This is a genomic window from Streptomyces malaysiense (genome assembly GCF_000980885.2).
Lineage (GTDB): Bacteria > Actinomycetota > Actinomycetes > Streptomycetales > Streptomycetaceae > Streptomyces > Streptomyces malaysiense.
Window position 1 is genome coordinate 111916 of the sequence record NZ_LBDA02000006.1, and the last position, 19425, is coordinate 131340.

Annotated in this window: 16 protein-coding genes and 5 tRNA genes; 11 read left to right on the forward strand and 10 right to left on the reverse strand. The window is 70.8% G+C overall.

Annotation, left to right across the window (positions count from 1 at the left end; genetic code table 11):
* Positions 1-9: 9 nt before the first annotated feature.
* The 8 genes from VT52_RS02805 to VT52_RS02840 all read right to left on the reverse strand — a co-directional run bounded on the left by VT52_RS02805 (position 10) and on the right by VT52_RS02840 (position 10828).
* Positions 10-600, reverse strand: a complete 591-nt coding sequence (locus VT52_RS02805) for a GTP-binding protein (RefSeq protein WP_071387349.1) — start codon at positions 598-600, stop codon at positions 10-12.
* A complete protein-coding gene (locus tag VT52_RS02810; protein ID WP_046425851.1) occupies positions 581-1180 on the reverse strand; it encodes a DUF742 domain-containing protein in 600 nt (199 codons plus the stop codon). The genes VT52_RS02805 and VT52_RS02810 overlap by 20 nt, the downstream gene beginning before the upstream one ends.
* 94 nt (positions 1181-1274) lie before the next feature.
* The gene (locus VT52_RS02815) at positions 1275-1688 is read right to left on the reverse strand and encodes a roadblock/LC7 domain-containing protein (protein WP_005479603.1); all 414 of its coding nucleotides are present in this window, start codon (positions 1686-1688) and stop codon (positions 1275-1277) included.
* A gap of 10 nt (positions 1689-1698) precedes the next feature.
* Positions 1699-4935 (reverse strand): nitrate- and nitrite sensing domain-containing protein, encoded by a 3237-nt coding sequence (locus VT52_RS02820; RefSeq protein ID WP_206306422.1) that lies wholly within the window; start codon positions 4933-4935, stop codon positions 1699-1701.
* 393 nt (positions 4936-5328) lie between these two features.
* Positions 5329-5904 carry a GTP-binding protein gene (locus tag VT52_RS02825; protein WP_071387350.1) on the reverse strand — a complete coding sequence of 192 codons (576 nt, stop codon included), beginning with the start codon at positions 5902-5904 and terminating at the stop codon, positions 5329-5331.
* Positions 5885-6283 carry a DUF742 domain-containing protein gene (locus VT52_RS02830; protein WP_037654659.1) on the reverse strand — a complete coding sequence of 133 codons (399 nt, stop codon included), beginning with the start codon at positions 6281-6283 and terminating at the stop codon, positions 5885-5887. The genes VT52_RS02825 and VT52_RS02830 overlap by 20 nt, the downstream gene beginning before the upstream one ends.
* 111 nt (positions 6284-6394) lie before the next feature.
* Positions 6395-6808, reverse strand: coding sequence for a roadblock/LC7 domain-containing protein (locus VT52_RS02835; RefSeq protein ID WP_037654657.1), 414 nt, complete (start codon positions 6806-6808; stop codon positions 6395-6397).
* A 9-nt stretch (positions 6809-6817) separates the two neighbouring features.
* The gene (locus tag VT52_RS02840; RefSeq protein WP_206306423.1) at positions 6818-10828 is read right to left on the reverse strand and encodes a sensor histidine kinase; all 4011 of its coding nucleotides are present in this window, start codon (positions 10826-10828) and stop codon (positions 6818-6820) included.
* Between the two features lie 582 nt (positions 10829-11410).
* Between VT52_RS02840 and VT52_RS02845 the strand changes: the two genes are divergently transcribed.
* The 9 genes from VT52_RS02845 (at position 11411) to VT52_RS02885 (ending at position 15719) form a co-directional block, all read left to right on the forward strand.
* Complete coding sequence (locus VT52_RS02845) at positions 11411-11605, forward strand: hypothetical protein (RefSeq protein WP_046427383.1); 195 nt, start codon at positions 11411-11413, stop codon at positions 11603-11605.
* Positions 11606-12009: 404 nt separating this feature from the next.
* A complete protein-coding gene (locus tag VT52_RS02850) occupies positions 12010-12795 on the forward strand; it encodes a fumarylacetoacetate hydrolase family protein (protein WP_046427382.1) in 786 nt (261 codons plus the stop codon).
* On the forward strand, positions 12788-14278 hold the full coding sequence (gene gltX / locus VT52_RS02855) for a glutamate--tRNA ligase (protein ID WP_079174798.1): 1491 nt from the start codon (positions 12788-12790) through the stop codon (positions 14276-14278). The genes VT52_RS02850 and gltX overlap by 8 nt, the downstream gene beginning before the upstream one ends.
* A 158-nt stretch (positions 14279-14436) precedes the next feature.
* Positions 14437-15168, forward strand: a complete 732-nt coding sequence (locus tag VT52_RS02860) for an HAD family hydrolase (protein WP_206306424.1) — start codon at positions 14437-14439, stop codon at positions 15166-15168.
* Positions 15169-15258: 90 nt separating this feature from the next.
* Positions 15259-15330: transfer RNA gene (locus tag VT52_RS02865), tRNA-Gln, on the forward strand.
* 21 nt (positions 15331-15351) lie between these two features.
* Positions 15352-15424: transfer RNA gene (locus tag VT52_RS02870), tRNA-Glu, on the forward strand.
* A gap of 29 nt (positions 15425-15453) precedes the next feature.
* Positions 15454-15526, forward strand: a tRNA-Glu gene (locus VT52_RS02875).
* A gap of 20 nt (positions 15527-15546) precedes the next feature.
* Positions 15547-15618 (forward strand) — tRNA-Gln (locus tag VT52_RS02880).
* A 28-nt stretch (positions 15619-15646) separates the two neighbouring features.
* Positions 15647-15719, forward strand: a tRNA-Glu gene (locus tag VT52_RS02885).
* Positions 15720-15772: 53 nt separating this feature from the next.
* On the opposite strand, the gene VT52_RS02890 is transcribed toward VT52_RS02885, so the two are convergent.
* Positions 15773-16417 (reverse strand): MerR family transcriptional regulator, encoded by a 645-nt coding sequence (locus tag VT52_RS02890; protein WP_046427379.1) that lies wholly within the window; start codon positions 16415-16417, stop codon positions 15773-15775.
* A gap of 58 nt (positions 16418-16475) precedes the next feature.
* On the opposite strand from VT52_RS02890, the gene VT52_RS02895 reads away from it, so the two are divergent.
* Positions 16476-16997 carry a DUF4188 domain-containing protein gene (locus VT52_RS02895; protein WP_046427376.1) on the forward strand — a complete coding sequence of 174 codons (522 nt, stop codon included), beginning with the start codon at positions 16476-16478 and terminating at the stop codon, positions 16995-16997.
* 99 nt (positions 16998-17096) lie between these two features.
* Here VT52_RS02895 and ndgR read toward each other — a convergent pair whose 3' ends face one another.
* Positions 17097-17813, reverse strand: coding sequence for an IclR family transcriptional regulator NdgR (gene ndgR / locus VT52_RS02900; RefSeq protein WP_046427375.1), 717 nt, complete (start codon positions 17811-17813; stop codon positions 17097-17099).
* A 187-nt stretch (positions 17814-18000) separates the two neighbouring features.
* Here ndgR and leuC point away from each other — a divergent pair, with 187 nt between their 5' ends.
* Entirely contained in the window at positions 18001-19425 is a 1425-nt protein-coding gene (gene leuC, locus VT52_RS02905; RefSeq protein WP_046427374.1) for a 3-isopropylmalate dehydratase large subunit, read from the forward strand.

The window sequence follows — 19425 nt, forward strand, 5'->3', positions numbered from 1 at the left end:
CGCGGTCGACTACCGCAGACGAGCCATCAGCGCGTGCTCGACCAGCGTGATGAGCGTCGACTTGGCGTCGGCCCGATGCCGTGCGTCCGTCGTGATGATCGGGGTGTCCGGACCGATCTGGAGCGCCTCGCGCACCTCTTCCGGGTTGTACGGCTGGTTGCCGTCGAAGCCGTTGAGGGCGATGACGAACGGCAGGCCGCTGTTCTCGAAGTAGTCCACGGCCGGGAAGCAGTCGGCGAGCCTGCGGGTGTCGACGAGGACCACGGCGCCGATCGCGCCGCGCACCAGGTCGTCCCACATGAACCAGAAGCGGTCCTGACCCGGCGTGCCGAACAGGTACAGGATGAGGTCCTGGTCGAGGGTGATACGGCCGAAGTCCATGGCCACCGTGGTGGTGGTCTTGTCCCCGGTGTGGGTGAGGTCGTCGATGCCGGCCGAAGCGGACGTCATCACGGCCTCTGTGCGCAGCGGGTTGATCTCCGAGACGGCGCCGACGAACGTGGTCTTGCCCACGCCGAAGCCGCCCGCCACCACGATCTTCGCCGAGGTGGTGGAGCGACTCTGAGAAACCGGCCCTCCGCTAGAGCTTGCGAAGTCCACTGAGCACCCTTTCGAGCAGTGTCACGTCTGGCTGGCCACCGGCGTTCTCGTCGCCGCCGGGCTGATGGATGGCGACCAGGCCCGCCTCCGCCAAGTCGGCGACGAGGATCCTGGCCACGCCGAGGGGGATCGTCAGCAGGGCCGAGATCTCGGCCACCGACTTGATCTCCCGGCAGAGATTGCAGATCCGCTGATGCTCGGGCAGTTGACCCTGCATCTGGTGCGGAGCAGCGGTGGTGTGCACCAGCGCCTCGATGGCGAGCTGGTAGCGCGGGCGGGTCCGGCCGCCGGTCATGGCGTACGGACGCACCAGGGGGTTGTTCGCCGCGGCCGGCGCCGGCTCGGGGCGGCGCTGCGGCTGGACCGGCTGGATGCGCGGGGCAGGCGGCTGGTCGTACGGCGAAGGGCCGGGACCCCCGGGCCGGTCGTACGGCGAGGGGCCGGGGCCCTGCGGGGCGTAGGGCTGCCGGTGGTGGGGCGCGGAGGGGAAGTCGTACGGGTTCGCCGAGCCGTCGCCGTGGCCCTGGGCAGGGCCGTACGACCAATTGCCCGAGGGCGAACCTCCTGGGGGTGTTGCCACTTTCTCCTCCTCCGACTGCGTCGGGCACCCATCCGTGTGGAGCCGCGTCCCGAAACCTTACGGCCCCGGGACACGAATACGCACCGTCCGATTACTAGTTGAGAAGGCTTCCCTGGAGCTCCGCGCGGAGATCCGGGGTGAGGACCGTGCCCGCGCGGTCCACCAGCAGGGCCATCTCGTACCCGATGAGGCCGATGTCCGCTTCCGGGTGGGCCAGGACCGCCAGGGACGATCCGTCCGAGACGGACATGATGAAGAGGAATCCCCGCTCCATCTCCACAACCGTCTGGTTGACACTGCCGCCCTCGAAGATGCGCGAGGCACCGGCGGTCAGCGAGGTCAGACCGGAGGCGACGGCGGCGAGCTGGTCGGCGCGGTCACGGGGGAAGCCTTCGGACATCGCCAGAAGGAGTCCGTCGGCGGAGACCACCACCGTGTGGGACACCCCCGGGGTGTTGTCCACGAAGTTGGTGATCAACCAGTTCAGGTTCTGTGCCGCCTGGCTCATCGGGCTCACACTAACGCTCCTGGTCGTAGGTGCTGTCAGGACCACTGTGTTGGTTCCCAGTGGCCTGGCCGTTCGTTTCGGTGCCTGCGCTGCGTCCTCGCTGGACGCCCCGGCGCAGGTTGCTCAGCCTGCCCCGGACGTCCTCCGGGGCGCGGGAGACCTGGGGGCCTCCCTGAGGGGTGGTTTCGGCGCTGCCCTCGACCAGGTTGGCCTTGGGTACCCGCCGCGGCAGACCGGAGGCGGTGACCCCGCCTGCCTTGGGTTTACGCAGCTGGGAAGCCTGCTGCCAGCGCTCGTCGTTCGCCGAACGCCAGTCGTCGTCTCCGTCGCCGTCGTCCGCTGCATGCCGTTCACCGTCACCGTTGTCCCTCGGTGCGGCGGCCGGCGTCTCCGGCTGCGCGGGGACCGCGCCGTCGAAACCGTTCTGGACGGCCCCCCGGCGGGGCAGCCCGGCGTCGGTCAGCGCGTGCGCTGCGGGAGCGCCCGCTCCGGGACTGTCGAAGCCTACGCGGTTCTGCTCACTCGCGTCGGCCGGCGCGGATTCCGTTTCCGGAGCGTAATGGGCCGGGTAGCCGTTCTGGTAGGCGCCCTGCTGCTGCCAGTCGCCCTGGTAGGCGGGCTCCGCATAGCCGCCGTGCGGGTAACCGCCGTTCTCCGGGTAGCCTTCCGCGCCCGGCAGTTCACCGTTCTGGGGGTAGTACTGCCCGTCGTAGGACCGCTCGTAGGACGCCGACGGCGTCTCCGCGTACGGCTCCTGGTACGCCTGCTCCTGGTACGCGGCCTCCTGGTAGGGAGTCTCCTCGTACGGCTGCCGCGGCTGCTCGGGGTAGCCGGAGTACTGCCCTTCGAACAGCGGCTCCGCGTAGGTCTCGCCGGTGTCCTGGCGCGGCTCGTCCGACTGCGGCTGGCCGTGGGTCTGCGCCTCCAGGGAGGCGCGGCGCCCCTCGCGGAGCAGTGAGCGGCCGACCGGGTCCAGGTCCCGGATGTCGTCCGGGACCTCGGTGTACTGGCTGTCGTCGAAGCCGAGTTCGGCGGCCGTGCGCAGCGGCTGCGCCTCCGGGCGCTCCGCCCGGAACTGCTGCTCCGGGATGATCTGCGAGACCGTGAACTCCTCGCGCTCCAGCGGGGTGTCGCCGCCACCGCCGTGCGTGATCGCGTCCGGCAGCATGACCAGCGAGGTGGTGCCGGCCTGCTCGCCCGAGGGGCGCAGCTGGACCCGGATGCCGTGCCGGTCGGACAGCCGGCCGACCACGAACAGGCCCATGCGCTGGGAGATCGCGGCGTCCACGGTCGGCGGGTTGGCCAGCTTGTGGTTGATGTCCGCGAAGTCCTCGGCGGTCAGGCCGATGCCCTTGTCGTGGATCTCGACCATGACACGGCCGTCGGGCAGTCGGGTCGCGGTGACCTTGACCTTGGTCTGCGGCGAGGAGAACGTGGTGGCGTTCTCCAGCAGCTCGGCCAGCAGGTGCACGAGGTCGGTGACCGCGCGGCCGTGGATCTCGGCGTCCGGGACACCGGACAGCTCGATGCGCTCGTACTGCTCCACCTCGGAGGAGGCGGCGCGCAGCACGTCGACCAGCGGCACCGGCTGGTCCCAGCGGCGGCCGGGCTCCTCGCCGGCGAGGACCAGGAGGTTCTCGCCGTTGCGGCGCATACGGGTGGCCAGGTGGTCCAGCTTGAAGAGGTTCTCCAGCTGGTCCGGGTCGGCCTCGTTGTTCTCCAGGTCGGTGATCAGGGTCAGCTGGCCCTCGATCAGCGACTGGTTGCGGCGCGACAGGTTGGTGAAGATCGCGTTGATGTTGCCTCGCAGCAGGGCCTGCTCGGCGGCGAGGCGGACGGCCTCGCGGTGCACCTGGTCGAAGGCGCGGGCTACCTCGCCGATCTCGTCCTTGGTGTGGATCGGGATCGGGGCCACCCGGGTGTCGACCCGGCCGGGGTCGGTGCGCGAGAGCTGGTCGACCAGCATCGGCAGGCGCTGCTCGGCGATACCGAAGGCCGCGTTGCGCAGCTGGCGCATCGAGCGGCTCATCTGCCGGGCGACCGCGCCGGCCAGGAGGAAGGCGAACAGCAGGGCGATGACCACGATGGTGCCGGTGATGATCGCGGAGGTGCGGGCGTCGTCGGCGATGCCGGACGCCTCGTTCACGGCCTTGTCGGCCATGTCCGCCTCGATCTTGCGGTACGCCTTGTACTTGAGGGTGTTGACCGCGAACCAGTTCTGGGCGCTGACACCGTTCGCGGCGAGCGCGTCACGGGTGGCCGGGCTGGTGTCCTTCATGGTGGCCAGCAACGAGACCATGGTGCTCGGGTTGCTCGGCGGCGGCACGTAGTTCGGGTCGTCCAGCTTGGCCTGCGCGGCCTCGGCCTTGGCGTCCTCCTGGACCTTCTTCTGCGCGGCGGCCAGGACCTGCGAGTCCTGCGCGGTGCCACCGCCCTGGTACTCCTCGATCGCGATGCGCTCAAGGTAGGCGTAGGAGGCCAGGGAGACCCGCTGGGTGGAGAGGTTGGGCGCGTCCGGACCCGGCTTGACCAGCAGGTGCATGCCGATGGAACGCTCCAGCGACAGCGCCGCCTTGGTCAGCGACATGGCGTAGACGGTACGGCCGTACGAGGTGATGTTGCCGGTGCCCAGACCGAGCTCGTTGGCGAACTCCATCAGCGGGTGGGCGACCTCGACGTACGCCTCCTCGGTCTGCACGCCGGTGAGCTTGGAGGTGTAGGCGGTCTTGCGCAGGACCTGGATCTCGGGCTCGGCCTTGCGGAACAGCTTCAGCCGACGCTCCAGACCGGGCGTGTGCGGCATGCTCTTCGTCGCCTCGGTGAAACCGGCGGCGGCCTCGTCGGTGGCCTTGCGCGCGTTCTCGATCGTCGCCTTGCTCTTGCTGTCCTTCTTGTTCAGCAGGAGCGGCTCGGCGGTGATGTCGCGCTCGTTCTCCACGGCGTCCGCGTAGACGAGGGCCGCGCGCACCAGCCGGGCGGTGTTCTCGGCGTCACGGGCCTGCTGCCAGGTGTCGATGGAGTTGTTCACCTGGAAGCCGCCCATGACCAGGCCGACGGCCGCGGGTATGAGCAGGATCGCGTTCAGCCTGGTGGGCACCCGCCAGTTGCGCGGGGAGAAACGGCCACCGCTCGGCGCGGGAGTCTCCGCCGGCTCCGCACCCTGCACCGGGGCGGGCGCCGCGGCTCGCGGCGGCGGGGTGAAGTTGCCCCGCGCCGACGGCTCGGGACCGTTCTTGCTTCGCCTCACTCGACCAACAACCTCTCGGCGGTCGGCACCTACGTCGTGCCGCAGTCTCTCAGAGCCCGCTCGGCCGACGACGACGCAGTACGTCAGGGACCATGGGGCAGTCCAGGCATTCCAGCACGTGGACCAGCGCACTTCCAAACAGTGGAAACCCTGTGACCGTTCAGTTGTAAACGAGAGATAAAACGGTCATAAAGAGCGAGCCCCGCCAAAAGGCGGGGCAGTCGTGCGCGCAGCGGCATCGGGCGACCGCGTCGCGTGGTGAACTCGGTTGATTCCTCTGCCGAACTGTTATGAACACCGCGGCCGACCGTGGCAAAGGCCACAGTCGGCCCCGCCGGGCCCCGTACGGCAACTGCCGTACGGGGCGTCGCACTTGAGTGCCGTCCCGGCCGGTTACCGCAGTCGCGCCATCAGCGCGTGCTCGACCAGCGTGATCAGCGCGCTCTTCGCGTCGGCGCGGTGCCGTGCGTCGGTGGTGATGATCGGGGTGTCGGGTCCGATCTGGAGCGCCTCGCGCACCTCGTCCGGCGTGTACGGCTGGTTGCCGTCGAAGCCGTTGAGGGCGATGACGAACGGCAGGCCGCTGTTCTCGAAGTAGTCCACGGCCGGGAAGCAGTCGGCGAGCCTGCGGGTGTCGACGAGGACCACGGCGCCGATCGCGCCGCGCACCAGGTCGTCCCACATGAACCAGAAGCGGTCCTGACCCGGCGTGCCGAACAGGTACAGGATGAGGTCCTGGTCGAGGGTGATACGGCCGAAGTCCATGGCCACCGTGGTGGTGGTCTTGTCCCCGGTGTGGGTGAGGTCGTCGATGCCGGCCGAGGCCGAGGTCATCACGGCCTCCGTGCGCAGCGGGTTGATCTCCGAGACGGCGCCGACGAACGTGGTCTTGCCCACGCCGAAGCCGCCCGCCACCACGATCTTCGCCGAGGTGGTGGCCCGTCCCGCGTCAGAGCTTGCGAAGTCCACTGAGCACCCTTTCGAGCAGCGTCACGTCCGGAGCGCCGCCGTTGTTCTCGTCCCCGCCCGGCTGGTGGATGGCGACCAGGCCGGCCTCGGCCAGGTCGGCGACCAGGATCCGGGCCACTCCCAGTGGCATGTTCAGCAGCGCCGAGACCTCGGCCACCGACTTGACCTCACGGCACAGGTGGCAGATCCGCTGGTGCTCGGGAAGCAGCCCCATGAGCGCGGCGGGGTCGGCCGTGGTGCTGATCAGCGCCTCGATGGCGAGCTGGTAGCGCGGCCGGGTCCGGCCGCCGGTCATGGCGTAAGGCCGCACCAGCGGCTGGTCGCCCTCGTCCCCGTACGGTTCCGCGTACGGATCGTGATGGGCGGTGGGCGGGGTCATGGATCCTCCGGGCGGGACAGCAAGTCGGTCAGTCAAGCCGTCTGACGGGGCCGGTGGGGGGTTTGTGGCGGCCGGACGGTGTTTTGGTGAGCTGGGTGGTGCCGGGGCCGGTCAGTGAAGCAGACTGCCCTGTAGTTCGGCGCGCAGGTCCGGGGTGAGCACCGCCCCCGCGCGGTCGACGAGCAGTGCCATCTCGTAGCCCACCAGGCCGATGTCGCACTCCGGGTGGGCCAGTACCGCGAGGGAAGACCCGTCCGAGATCGACATCAGGAAGAGGAACCCCCGCTCCATCTCCACGACCGTCTGGGCCACGGTGCCGCCCTCGAAGATCCGGGAGGCCCCGGCCGTCAGCGAGGTCAGACCGGAGGCGACGGCCGCCAGCTGGTCGGCGCGGTCCCGCGGGAAGCCCTCGGACATCGCCAGCAGCAGGCCGTCGGCGGAGACCACCACCGTGTGGGACACCCCGGGGGTGTTGTCCACGAAGTTGGTGATCAACCAGTTCAGGTTCTGTGCCGCCTGGCTCATCGGACTCAACTAACGCTCCTGCTGGTGAGTGGGGCTCGGGTAGCTGCCCGTCTGACCGGTACCGGCCTGACGACCCTGGGCGATGCCCCGACGGAGATTGGTCAGCCGGCCGCGTACGTCGTCGGGCGCACGCGAGACCTGCGGACCGGCTTGGTGCTGTTGCTGCTGAGCCGTGCCCGGCACGAGGTTCGCCCGGGGCACCCGGCGCGGCAGACCGGACGTGGTGATACCGCCCGCGGCGGGCTGGCGCACCCGCTCCGCCTGCCGTACGAGTTCGTCGTTCGGCGAGGCGCGCCACGAGCCGGTCGCGGCGGGCTCGTCGCGCTGCGCGGCCTGCGGCGGCTGCTGCTCGGCGGGCGCGCCCTGCGGCTGGCCGCCCTGCTGCTGGCCGGCCGCGCCGTGGAACCAGTTGGTCTCCAGCGTGTCGAACAGCGGGGTACGGCCGTCACCGGGACCGCTGGCCGGCGGCAGCGCCTCCGGCTCGCGCACCGGGCGCTCCTGGTGGGCCGGCACCTGCCGCGGGGCCGGCGGGCGCGGGGCGCCGAAGTCGTCACGGGCGGGCGGCTGCGGGCGCTCGAACTGCCCGGTGTGCGCCGGGTCGGCACGGCCGGGCAGCGCGTGCTGTCCGGTGCCACCGTTGTCGTAGGCCCCGGGGGCGTCGTACCGGCCGGTGTCCTGGGCGGGCGCGTCCGGCCGCGCCGGGGTTCCGAAGACGTCCGGGCGCACGAACGAGCCGTCGTCCTGCTGCCCGGCCGGAGCGTCGTACCCCACCGACTGCTGCGCCGCGTCGGGTCGCTGGAACTGCCCGGTCTGCTGCGGGAGTTCGGCCTGCGGGAACTGGCCGGTGTGCTGACCGGTCTGCCGGCCCGGGTCGGCCTGCGGGAACTGGCCGGTGTGCTGCGGCGCGTCCGGCCGCTGGAACTGTCCGGTGTTCCGGCCGGCGTCCGGGCGCTGGTACTGGCCGGTGGTGTCGGGCCGCGCGAACTGGCCGGTGTCCTGAGGGGATCCGGGCCGCTGGAACTGTCCGGTGTTCCGGCCGGCGTCCGGGCGCTGGTACTGGCCCGTGGTGTCCGGCCGGGCGAACTGGCCCGTCTGCTGCGTGGGTTCCGGGCGGCCGTACTGGTCCGCGCCCTGGGAACCGGGCAGCTCGGGCCGGCCGAAGTCGCCCGTGGGCACCGGACCGTGCGGATCGATGCGAGGCATCTCCGCGGTCGAACCCGGACCCTGCCGGTCGCCGATCGGCGGCATCTGCGCGGTCTGCGCCGGGTTCAGCTCGTCGTGTCCGCGCGGGGTGTCGAGGGACGCCCGGCCGTCGTTCCAGTCCTGGCCGCGCCGGGAGTCGCCGCCGGGCAGCTCGGCCCGCGGGCCGCCACGCGGCGGCAGCTGGGGCTGACGGCCCTGGTCGGCACCGCCGCCGGCGTCACGCTGCGAGCCGCGGCCGCCGAACAGGTCCTGCTGGGGCCCGGCCGGGTTGGCGGCCTGGAGGTTCTGCGGGGCGTTCGGCGCCTGGGCACCAAAGCCGGGAGCGCCGCGCTGCGGACCGCGCGCGCCGCCGGGAGCACCGCCCGGCGAGCCGGGACGGCCGCCCTGGCCCGTGCCGGGCAGCGCGGCCCGGGGACCCTGACCCGCGCCGACCTGGCCGCGCGAACCGCCACCGGAGCCGAGCGGACCACCGCCGGGACCGCCGGCGTTGCCGCCACCGCGGCGGGCCGCGGCCGCACCGGCTGCGGCCTGCGCGGCGGCCGGACCGCCGCCCGCGCCGGGACCGCCGGCCTTGCCGGGAGCCTTCTTGCCGCCCTGGGCGACGTCCACGGGCAGCATGACCAGCGCGGTCGTGCCGCCGGAGTCGGACGGGCGCAGCTGGATGCGGATGCCGTGGCGCTGCGAGAGCCGGCCGACCACGAAGAGGCCCATGCGGCGGGAGACGGAGACGTCCACGGTGGGCGGCGAGGCCAGCCGCTCGTTGATCGCCGCGAGGTCCTCGGGGGAGAGGCCGATGCCGGTGTCGTGGATCTCGATCAGCACCCGTCCGTCGGGCAGCGCGTGACCGGTGACCTTGACCTTGGTCTGCGGGGAGGAGAACGAGGTGGCGTTCTCCAGCAGCTCGGCGAGCAGGTGCACGAGGTCGTTGACGACCCGGCCGGCGACCTCGGTCGTCGGCACGGCGGCCAGCTCGATGCGCTCGTACTGCTCCACCTCGGAGGCGGCGGCGCGGAGCACGTCGACCAGCGGCACCGGACGGGTCCAGCGGCGGCCCGGCTCCTCACCGGCGAGGACGAGGAGGTTCTCGCCGTTACGGCGCATACGGGTGGCGAGGTGGTCCAGCTTGAACAGCGAGGACAGCTGGTCCGGGTCGGCCTCGCGGGACTCCAGTTCGGAGATGAGCGACAGCTGGCGCTGGATCAGACCTTGGGAGCGGCGCGAGAGGTTGGTGAACATCGCGTTGACGTTGCCCCGCAGCAGGGCCTGCTCGGCGGCGAGGCGGACCGCCTCGCGGTGCACGTCGTCGAAGGCCGCGGCCACCTGGCCGATCTCGTCCCGGGAGTGCACACCGACCGACTCGACGGAGGTGTCCACGTCCTGCGGGTCGGACTCCGACAGGTGCTTGACCAGCTCGGGCAGGCGTTCCTGGGCGACCTTGGTGGCGGTCTCCTGGAGCCGGCGCAGCGAGCGGATCATGGAGCGGGCCACGACGAAGGCGCCGACCAGTGAGACACCGAGCACCAGCAGGATCAGCACACCGGAGATGATGGCGTCGCGCTGGGTGGCGCTCTTGAGCTCGCGCGCCTTCTGCTCCATGTCCTCGAGCAGCGTGTGCTCGATCTTCTTCATCTGCTCGATCTTGGTCGAGCTGTCGTCCACCCAGTCCCGGTAGGAGCGCGCGGGCAGGTCGGACAGGCCGCCGCGCTGTGCGAAGGCGCGCTTGGCGTAGGTGTCCGCGGACTCGATCGTCGGGTTGTTGCCCCCGTCGATCGGCTTGAGCAGCTCCTCCGCGTTCTGGCTCGCGTAGATCTTGCGGAAGATCGCCAGCTCGGAGTTCTCGCTCTCGTACGCCGACTCGCCGTACAGGCGGTCGTTCTCCGAGAGGTTCGCCTTGCTGGAGGTGGTCGAGGGCAGCGCCGCGGCGATGGTCGCGCGCTGCACCGAGGCGTACTCCTTGGCGGTGGAGAACGCCGCCAGGGCGCGGGTGCGCGAGATCATCTCGGGGTTGCTGGACGCCTCGGCCATGTCCTGGGACAGCCCGATCAGCTGGGTGATCAGCCGGTGGTACGACTCGATGGTCTGGGTCGAGTTGCCCTTGGACTCGTAGGCGGACCGGCGGATCTTCGCCAGGTCGTCCAGCTGGTTGGCGAGACCGACGAGCGCGTCGCGCACGCCCTGGAGCTGGCCGTCCTTGCTGGCCTGGTCGATCTGCTCGGAGGCGTCGAGGAAGTTGGCGCGGGCCCGGTCGGTCTTCTGCTGGTAGCCCTTGACCGTGTAGTCGCTCGCGCTGAGCCCGTGCGACAGCGGACCGGCGGACTGGTCACGCTCCTCCTGGAGCGCGGCGGCCAGTTCGGTGGCCTGCTTGGTCATGTCCGTCAGCAGCTTCATGTTGTCGAGCTGCTGGATGTCGTTCAGGTTCTCGTCGATGCGCAGTGCGCCCAGCGAGGTCGCCGCGACCACGGGGAGCGCGAGCAGCGAGACCAGACGGGTCGAGATGCGCCAGTTGCGCAGCGCCAGGCGCGAGCCGGAACTGGGCGGCACTGACGCCGATTTCGCGGCCGCGGCGGGCTTCGCGGAGGCCGGGCCGCCCGCGGGCTTCGCGGAGCCCTTGCCGGAGGCGGAACCCTTGCCCGAGGCGGAGCCCTTGGCGGAGGGGGCCGACGCGCCGGGGCGTGCGCGGTCGGGGCCCTCACCGGGCGGGGTCGGGCCCGGGTTCTGGGCGTGCTGGGGAGAGGCGCTGCCCTTCATGGGGCCAGTCCCGTCGTGCGGCTCCGGCTCCGCCGAAGCGCTGCCATCCCTCTTGAAACGTCCCTGCACTAGCGTCGCAACCTCTGGACCAGGCGTTCCTCCGCGCGAGCGGCGGAACACGGTGTCGGCGTCGTGGAAGGCGCCCTGAAAACGCCCCCCGGTGGTCTTGAGTGACCGGCGCTGGTTCCCCCTTGTCTCGCCGCCACTCGGCGCTGCGTTGCGCCCCTGCGCGCCGGGTCGATCCTGCGGCGGTCCGTGGAATTCCAGCACAGTGGCGGATCTCCAACAAGGGCCGTGTGCCGAGCTGTGACAACCGTGACAGGTTGTGCATGTCGAGTCACCAGTCGTGGAAGTCGATCTCATCCATAACGGACGTATCCCTGCGAGTTGCCGCCCGGTGGCACGTGTCCCAGTCGCCATGATCAGCAGCGGAATGTGGCCTTCCGGCCGTCAATGTCCGTTTCGTTGAGGCGGTTTGTCGGCCGGAATTGACCTGTTTGTCCCTGAGTTGGTGAGCAAAATCACATAACCATCAAGGCAGGTTGGCGAGTTGGTCAGGGAATCGGATGTTTAGCCTGACGCTTTACATGAGGGACGTATCTGTCACCCCGCACCGTCACCCGCCGACACACGACTAGGACGCGTACAACCGTGAAGACGACGATGATGTTCCGCAAGATAGCCAACCCGCGGCGCACGACCCTGGTGCACCTCGAGGACGCCGGCGAGCTGCAGGCGCCCGCCCTGCCGGAGCAGTCCGTCGAGCTCCCCGCCCAGACGGCCAACCCCCGGCGCACCATCCTGATGGACCTCCCCGAGGCCGTGGCGGCCGCCGCCGGCGAGTGACCGCCGGCGCGGCCGCGGCACCCCGGGGCGCGGCCCGGAAGATCACCCGACGGCGGTGATCTTCCGGGCCGCGCTCGTCTTTTCGGCGCCCCACGGGGGCGCACACGTTTTCCCCCGCATTCGCGCCGCCGCGTTTATCGGCCGCGGCGGCGGTGGGCGCCGTAGCCCTCCAGGTCCCCGCCGGCCGACCCGGGTGGACATGATCTCCGCAGGTCAGAGGTGCGGAGTGCGCCCCAAGTCCCGCTGGCGACGCCCTCGAAAACGCCGGAAACGGGAATTCCCCTTAAGCGCATTACGGCCCCGGGAAAAGCCCTCGCCATGCCCGCCCGGCCGAACATCGTGCCGCCCGACCGGTTAACCTTGGGCGTCAGTACGCCGGTTCTCAGTGAGGGGCGCAAGCACCCGTGCGCATCGCCAGGTTCTCCATCGACGGGAACGTAGCCTTCGGCGCGGTCGAGGGCGACAAGGAGGACGAACTCGTCCTCGACATCATCAAGGGCATCCCCTTCGCCGACCACGAGCTGTCCGGCACGAAGGTGCCGCTGAGCAAGGTCAGGCTGCTCCCGCCGGTCCTCCCCAACAAGGTCGTGGCCTTCGGCCGCAACTACGCCGAGCACGCGCGGGAGCTGGGCAACGAGGTGCCCGAGGCCCCGTTCGCCTTCTTCAAGCCGTCCACCTCGGTGATCGGCCCCGGGGACGAGATCCGCTACCCCTCGTTCACCGAGGAACTGCACCACGAGGCCGAGCTGGCCGTCGTCATCGGCCGCATGTGCCGCGAGGTGCCCCGGGAGCGCGTCAAGGACGTGATCTTCGGCTACACCTGCGCCAACGACGTCACCGCCCGCGACGTCCAGCGCCGCGAGAAGCAGTGGGCGCGGGCCAAGGGCTTCGACAGCTCCTGCCCGCTCGGCCCCTGGGTGGAGACCGGCCTGGACCTCGCTCGGGCCAATGACCTCACGGTGCAGCTCACCGTCAACGGCGAGCAGCGCCAGCTGGGCCGCACCAGCGAGATGATCCACCCCATCGAGGACCTGATCGTCAACATCACCGAGGCCATGACGCTGCTGCCCGGCGACGTCATCCTCACCGGCACCCCGGCAGGGGTCGGCCCCCTGAACGTCGGCGACGACGTCGCCGTCACCATCGAAGGCATCGGCACTCTCACCAACAAGGTTGTCAAGCGTGGCTAGCGCACCCGCCTCCCCGTCTCCCGTCCGCGTCCGTTTCTGCCCCTCGCCCACCGGCAACCCGCACGTGGGCCTGGTCCGCACCGCCCTGTTCAACTGGGCGTTCGCCCGGCACCACCAGGGCACCCTGGTCTTCCGCATCGAGGACACCGACGCGGCCCGCGACTCGGAGGAGTCCTACGAGCAGCTGCTCGACTCGATGCGCTGGCTCGGCTTCGACTGGGACGAGGGCCCCGAGGTCGGCGGCCCGCACGCGCCGTACCGGCAGTCGCAGCGCATGGACATCTACGCCGACGTCGCGCACAAGCTCCTGGACGGCGGGTACGCCTACCACTGCTACTGCTCCCAGGAGGAGCTGGACTCCCGCCGCGAGGCCGCCCGTGCGGCCGGCAAGCCCTCCGGCTACGACGGCCACTGCCGCGACCTGTCCGCCGAGCAGGTCGAGCGGTACCGCGCCGAGGGCCGGCAGCCGATCGTCCGCTTCCGGATGCCGGACGAGACGATCACGTTCGACGACCTGGTGCGCGGCGAGCTGACCTTCACCCCGGAGAACGTGCCGGACTACGGCATCGTCCGCGCCAACGGCGCCCCGCTGTACACGCTGGTCAACCCCGTCGACGACGCGCTGATGGACATCACGCACGTGCTCCGCGGCGAGGACCTGCTCTCCTCCACCCCGCGCCAGATCGCGCTGTACAAGGCGCTGACGGAGCTGGGCATCGCCAAGCGGACCCCGGCCTTCGGCCACCTGCCGTACGTGATGGGCGAGGGCAACAAGAAGCTCTCCAAGCGCGACCCGCAGTCCTCGCTGAACCTCTACCGCGAGCGCGGCTTCCTGCCTGAGGGCCTGCTCAACTACCTCTCCCTGCTGGGCTGGTCGCTCTCCGCGGACCAGGACATCTTCACGGTCGAGGAGATGGTCGCGGCCTTCGAGATCTCCGACGTGAACCCCAACCCGGCGCGCTTCGACCTGAAGAAGTGCGAGGCGATCAACGCCGACCACATCCGCCTGCTGGATGTGCAGGAGTTCACCGAGCGCTGCCGCACCTGGCTGAAGGCCCCGTTCGCCCCCTGGGCGCCGGAGGCGTTCGACGAGGCAAAGTGGGAGGCCATCGCCCCGCACGCCCAGACCCGTCTGAAGGTGCTCTCCGAGATCACCGAGAACGTCGACTTCCTGTTCCTCCCGGAGCCGGTCTTCGACGAGGCGTCCTGGACCAAGGCGATGAAGGAGGGCAGCGACGCCCTGCTGCGCACGGCCCGCGAGAAGCTGGAGTCCGCGGACTGGACGTCGGCCGAGTCCCTCAAGGAGGCCGTCCTGGCCGCCGGCGAGGTCCACGGCCTCAAGCTCGGCAAGGCGCAGGCCCCGGTGCGCGTCGCCGTCACCGGCCGCACCGTCGGCCTCCCGCTCTTCGAGTCCCTGGAGGTCCTGGGCAAGGAGAAGACCCTGGCCCGTGTCGACGCGGCCCTGGCGAGGCTCGCCGCGTAAGGCCCACCGCGTGTGGACAGGGGGCGGCGCCCGGAACCCCGGGTGCCGCCCCTTCGCCGTACCCCCGCGTCCGCGGTGTGACGACACTCACCGCTCCCGCCCCCGGTGCCGCCGCCGTTCCCCGGACGCGCCCCGCCCCCGGCGTTACGGTCGAAGGCGTGAGCATCGAAGCCGTGGTCTGGGACGTGGACGACACGCTCTTCGACTACACCAGCGCCGACCGCAGCGGGATGCGGGCGCACCTCGTCGCCGAGGGGCTGCTCGGGCGGTACGGCACGGTGGAGGACGCGCTGGGCCGGTGGCGGGAGATCACCGACCGGCAGTGGGCGAGGTACGCGGCGGGGGAGTGCGGCTTCGAGGAGCAGCGCCGCGACCGGGTGCGGGCCTTCCTCGACACGGAGATGGCGGACGCCGAGGCGGAGGCCTGGTTCCAGCGCTACGTGGGGCACTACGAGGCCGCCTGGGGACTCTTCCCGGACGTGCTGCCCGCGCTGCGGGCGCTCGCGCCCACGCACCGCCTCGCGGTGCTGTCGAACTCCAGCATCACCGTCCAGGAGCGCAAGCTGCGCACCCTCGGCCTGCTGGACCGCTTCGAGGTCGTGCTGTGCGCCGCCGAGCTGGGCGTCTCCAAGCCCCGGCCCGGCGCCTTCCTGGCCGCCTGCGAGGCGCTGGGCCTCGCCCCGCGCGAGGTGGCGTACGTCGGCGATCATCCGGAGATCGACGGGCGGGGCGCCGCCGAGGCCGGGCTGCTGTCCGTGTGGATCGACCGCGGCACCACGTCCGTGCGAGGCGCCGGGGACGCCGTCGTGCACCGCATCGCCAGCCTGTCCGAACTCCCCGCGCTGCTCCGCTCGGATACTCGTTTTGGAGCCCCGTCCACCTTCGGGTAATGTTCTTCCTGCGCCGAGGGGAACGGGCCGAAAGGCCGGAACCCCGAGGAGCGAACTAGAACGAGAACCCCGCAGGGGGTTGAGTTCCAGTGGCCTATGGTGTAATTGGCAGCACGACTGATTCTGGTTCAGTTAGTCTTGGTTCGAGTCCAGGTAGGCCAGCTCGCAGAGCTTATCTGCAAAGCCCCCGTTGTGTAGCGGCCTAGCACGCTGCCCTCTCAAGGCAGTAGCGCCGGTTCGAATCCGGTCGGGGGTACTGATCCTGATCCTGTCGGGATCGCTAGGGCCCCCGTTGTGTAGCGGCCTAGCACGCCGCCCTCTCAAGGCGGTAGCGCCGGTTCGAATCCGGTCGGGGGTACGACTGGTCTAAACCATCATTGGTCTATGGTGTAATTGGCAGCACGACTGATTCTGGTTCAGTTAGTCTTGGTTCGAGTCCAGGTAGACCAGCTCGGACCTGCGGAAACGCAGCGTCCAGGCCCCCGTTGTGTAGCGGCCTAGCACGCCGCCCTCTCAAGGCGGTAGCGCCGGTTCGAATCCGGTCGGGGGTACAGAGGAAGGCCCTTCGCTTCGGCGGAGGGCCTTCGCGCATCTCCGGCGTCACTCATTCGAAGCCGTACCGCCGCGTCGCCTCCTCCTCCTGTGCGAGCCGGTGCAGCGCCCGCAGCACGGGCTCGTTGAGGATCGCCCCGAGGATCGCGAACTCGATCCGCTCCGCCCCCGGCGGCAGCGTCTCCATGTTGTCCAGGTCGAGTACGGCCGTGCGGTGCATCAACTCCGCGTACGGCGCGAGCTGTTCGGCCCCCCACTCGTAACCGAGCCGGCGGAACGCGGCCACCGTCACCACCAGTGAGCGGTACGCGGGGGAGAGGGTCGCGAGGCACTTGGCGTTCTCCCAGCCGAGCCGGTCCACGAGCGCCGCGACCTCCTCGTGCGCGGTCCGTACGCAGGCGTCGTCCTCGTCCGGCTCCGGCACCTGCGGCAGCGCCCACAGCGCGGCGCCCAGCCGGATCGAGCCGCCCAGGGACTCGTCGTCCACGTGCCCGAGCACCTCGCGCACCTTCGCCACCGGCAGCCGTCCGACCTGGATCATCGCCCGTACCAGGCGCAGCCGGCGCAGATGCTCCTCGTCGTACTCCGCCGTGGTCGCGTTCAGCTGCCGGCCCGGCGGCAGCAGGCCCTCGCGCAGGTAGTACTTGATCGTCGCGGTGGAGACCCCGCTGCGCCCGCTCAGTTCGGCCAGCCGCATGCCTTGCGCCCCTTCTTGGATAAGAGCACTATCCAAGCACGCGATGAAGGGGGAGGCCATGGTGTCCCGTACGACCGCCGACGCGAAGGGCGACGTCGTCGTCCTGCTCATAGGCATGCGCATCAACCGTTTCTGGGCGGTGCACCTGTGGGTGCCGGTGATGCTGGCGATGCTCCGCATGCTGCGAGAGCTGGCGAAGGACCCGGAGCGGGGGCTGCGGGAGAAAGTGCTGCTCACGGCATCGCCACGGACGTACTACGTCGTGCAGTACTGGGAGTCCAAGGAGAAGCTGTACGCCTACGCCACCGCGCCCGACGCCTTCCACCACGAGGTCTGGGCGCGGCTGAACCGCAAGGAGCGGGCGGGCAGGCTGCGGGGCGAGGTCGGCATCTGGCACGAGGCGTACGTGGTGCCCGAGGGGTCGTACGAGGCGATCTACGCGGACATGCCGGCGTTCGGGCTGGCGGGTGCGCACGGGCAGATTCCGCTCGCGGAGCGCGGGAGGTACGCGAAGGACCGGTTCGCCTACCGGTCGGGCGGGCCGGCCGAGCGGGACGCGAAGGACGCTCAGGCCGGCTGAGACCGGCCGCTCCGCTCCCCGATGGGTCCGCCGCGGCGTTGGGGCGGACCCACCTGAGAGTCGTCGGAGCATCCCGGAGGGGAAATCCGCGGGGCTCGCTCAGCCCGTGCGGCGCAGAGCCTCCGAGAGGCGGGTCGCGGCGTCGATGACGGCCTGGGCGTGCATCCGGCCCGGGTGCCGCGTCAGGCGTTCGATCGGGCCCGAGACGGAGACGGCGGCCACCACACGGTTGGAGGGGCCGCGCACCGGGGCCGAGACGGACGCGACGCCCGGCTCGCGCTCACCGATGGACTGCGCCCAGCCGCGGCGCCGCACGCCCGACAGGGCCGTCGCCGTGAAACGGGCGCCCTGCAGGCCCCGGTGCAGCCGCTCGGGCTCCTCCCAGGCGAGCAGGATCTGCGCCGAGGAGCCGGCCTTCATCGTGAGCGTGGAGCCGACCGGGACGGTGTCCCGGAGCCCGGACAGCCGTTCCGCCGCGGCCACGCAGATCCGCATGTCGCCCTGGCGCCGGTAGAGCTGCGCGCTCTCGCCGGTGACGTCCCGGAGGTGGGTGAGCACGGGGCCCGCCGTCGCGAGCAGGCGGTCCTCGCCCGCCGCCGCCGCGAGCTCCGCGAGACGCGGTCCGAGGATGAACCGGCCCTGCATGTCGCGTGCCACCATGCGGTGGTGTTCCAGGGCCACGGCCAGGCGGTGGGCCGTGGGTCGTGCCAGTCCGGTGGCCCCGACCAGACCCGCGAGGGTGGCCGGACCGGACTCCAGAGCGCTCAGGACGAGGGCCGCCTTGTCCAGAACGCCTACGCCGCTACTGTTGTCCATGCAACGATACTCGCGTCTCACTCTGTGAAACGCAAGTTCAATTTTCCTCGGAACGCGCCACTCTGGATGAACACGGCGGCCCGTCCATCGGCGGGCCCGGCGGCGGACGCCCGGAACCAGGGGCGCGGGCGCCGTCCTCAAGATCTCTAGTTGGGCCGGCGCACGCATGCCGGCCGGAGGGAAAGCGATGGGTAGGACACTGGCGGAAAAGGTCTGGGACGACCACGTCGTCCGGCGCGCCCAGGGCGAGCCCGACCTCCTCTACATCGATCTGCACCTGCTGCACGAGGTGACCAGCCCGCAGGCCTTCGACGGGCTGCGCCAGAACGGCCGCCAGGTGCGCCGCCTCGACCTCACCATCGCGACCGAGGACCACAACACCCCGACCCTCGACATCGACAAGCCGATCGCCGACCCGGTCTCGCGCGCCCAGCTGGAGACGCTGCGCAAGAACTGCGCCGAGTTCGGGGTGCGGCTGCACCCGCTGGGCGACGTCGAGCAGGGTGTCGTGCACGTGGTCGGCCCCCAGCTGGGCCTGACCCAGCCCGGTACCACCGTGGTGTGCGGCGACTCCCACACCTCCACGCACGGCGCTTTCGGCGCGCTGGCGTTCGGTATCGGCACCTCCCAGGTCGAGCACGTGCTGGCCACCCAGACGCTGCCGATGACCCGCCCCAGGACCATGGCGATCACCGTGGACGGCGAACTGCCCGAGGGCGTCAGCGCCAAGGACCTGATCCTGGCGATCATCGCGAGGATCGGCACCGGCGGCGGCCAGGGCTACGTCCTGGAGTACCGCGGCTCCGCCATCGAGAAGCTCTCGATGGAGGCCCGGATGACCATCTGCAACATGTCGATCGAGGCCGGCGCCCGCGCGGGCATGATCGCCCCCGACGAGACCACCTTCGAGTACCTCAAGGGCCGCCCGCACGCCCCGGAGGGCGCCGAGTGGGACGCCGCCGTCGCGTACTGGAAGACGCTGCGCACGGACGACGACGCGGAATTCGACGCCGAGGTCGTCATCGACGCCGCCGCGCTGTCCCCGTTCGTCACCTGGGGCACCAACCCCGGCCAGGGCGCGCCGCTTTCGGCCCACGTCCCCGATCCGGCTTCGTACGAAGACGCATCGGAGCGCCTGGCCGCCGAAAAGGCCCTGGAGTACATGGGGTTGGAGGCCGGAGCGCCGCTGCGCTCCATCAAGGTGGACACCGTCTTCGTAGGCTCCTGCACCAACGGCCGGATCGAGGACCTGCGGAATGTCGCCGCGATCCTGAAGGACCGCAAAGTCGCCGACGGCGTACGGATGCTGGTCGTGCCGGGCTCCGCGCGGGTCGGCCTCCAGGCGGCCGCCGAGGGCCTGGACGTCGTCTTCAAGGAAGCCGGCGCCGAGTGGCGGTACGCGGGCTGCTCGATGTGCCTGGGCATGAACCCGGACCAGCTGGCCCCGGGCGAGCGATCCGCCTCCACCTCCAACCGCAACTTCGAGGGCCGGCAGGGCAAGGGCGGTCGCACCCACCTGGTGTCGCCGCAGGTCGCGGCGGCCACCGCCGTCCTGGGCCATCTGGCCTCCCCGGCCGACCTGACCGACGACCGCACGCCCGCTGGAGTCTGA

What these genes read in the sequence shown, in the direction of transcription:
- VT52_RS02815 (WP_005479603.1), bottom strand. Translation starts at nt 1,688, where the DNA reads ATGAGCCAGGCGGCACAGAACCTGAACTGGTTGATCACCAACTTCGTG.
- VT52_RS02830 (WP_037654659.1), bottom strand. Translation starts at nt 6,283, where the DNA reads ATGACCCCGCCCACCGCCCATCACGATCCGTACGCGGAACCGTACGGG.
- VT52_RS02835 (WP_037654657.1), bottom strand. Translation starts at nt 6,808, where the DNA reads ATGAGCCAGGCGGCACAGAACCTGAACTGGTTGATCACCAACTTCGTG.
- VT52_RS02890 (WP_046427379.1), bottom strand. Translation starts at nt 16,417, where the DNA reads ATGCGGCTGGCCGAACTGAGCGGGCGCAGCGGGGTCTCCACCGCGACG.
- VT52_RS02895 (WP_046427376.1), top strand. Translation starts at nt 16,476, where the DNA reads ATGGTGTCCCGTACGACCGCCGACGCGAAGGGCGACGTCGTCGTCCTG.
- ndgR (WP_046427375.1), bottom strand. Translation starts at nt 17,813, where the DNA reads ATGGACAACAGTAGCGGCGTAGGCGTTCTGGACAAGGCGGCCCTCGTC.
- leuC (WP_046427374.1), top strand. Translation starts at nt 18,001, where the DNA reads ATGGGTAGGACACTGGCGGAAAAGGTCTGGGACGACCACGTCGTCCGG.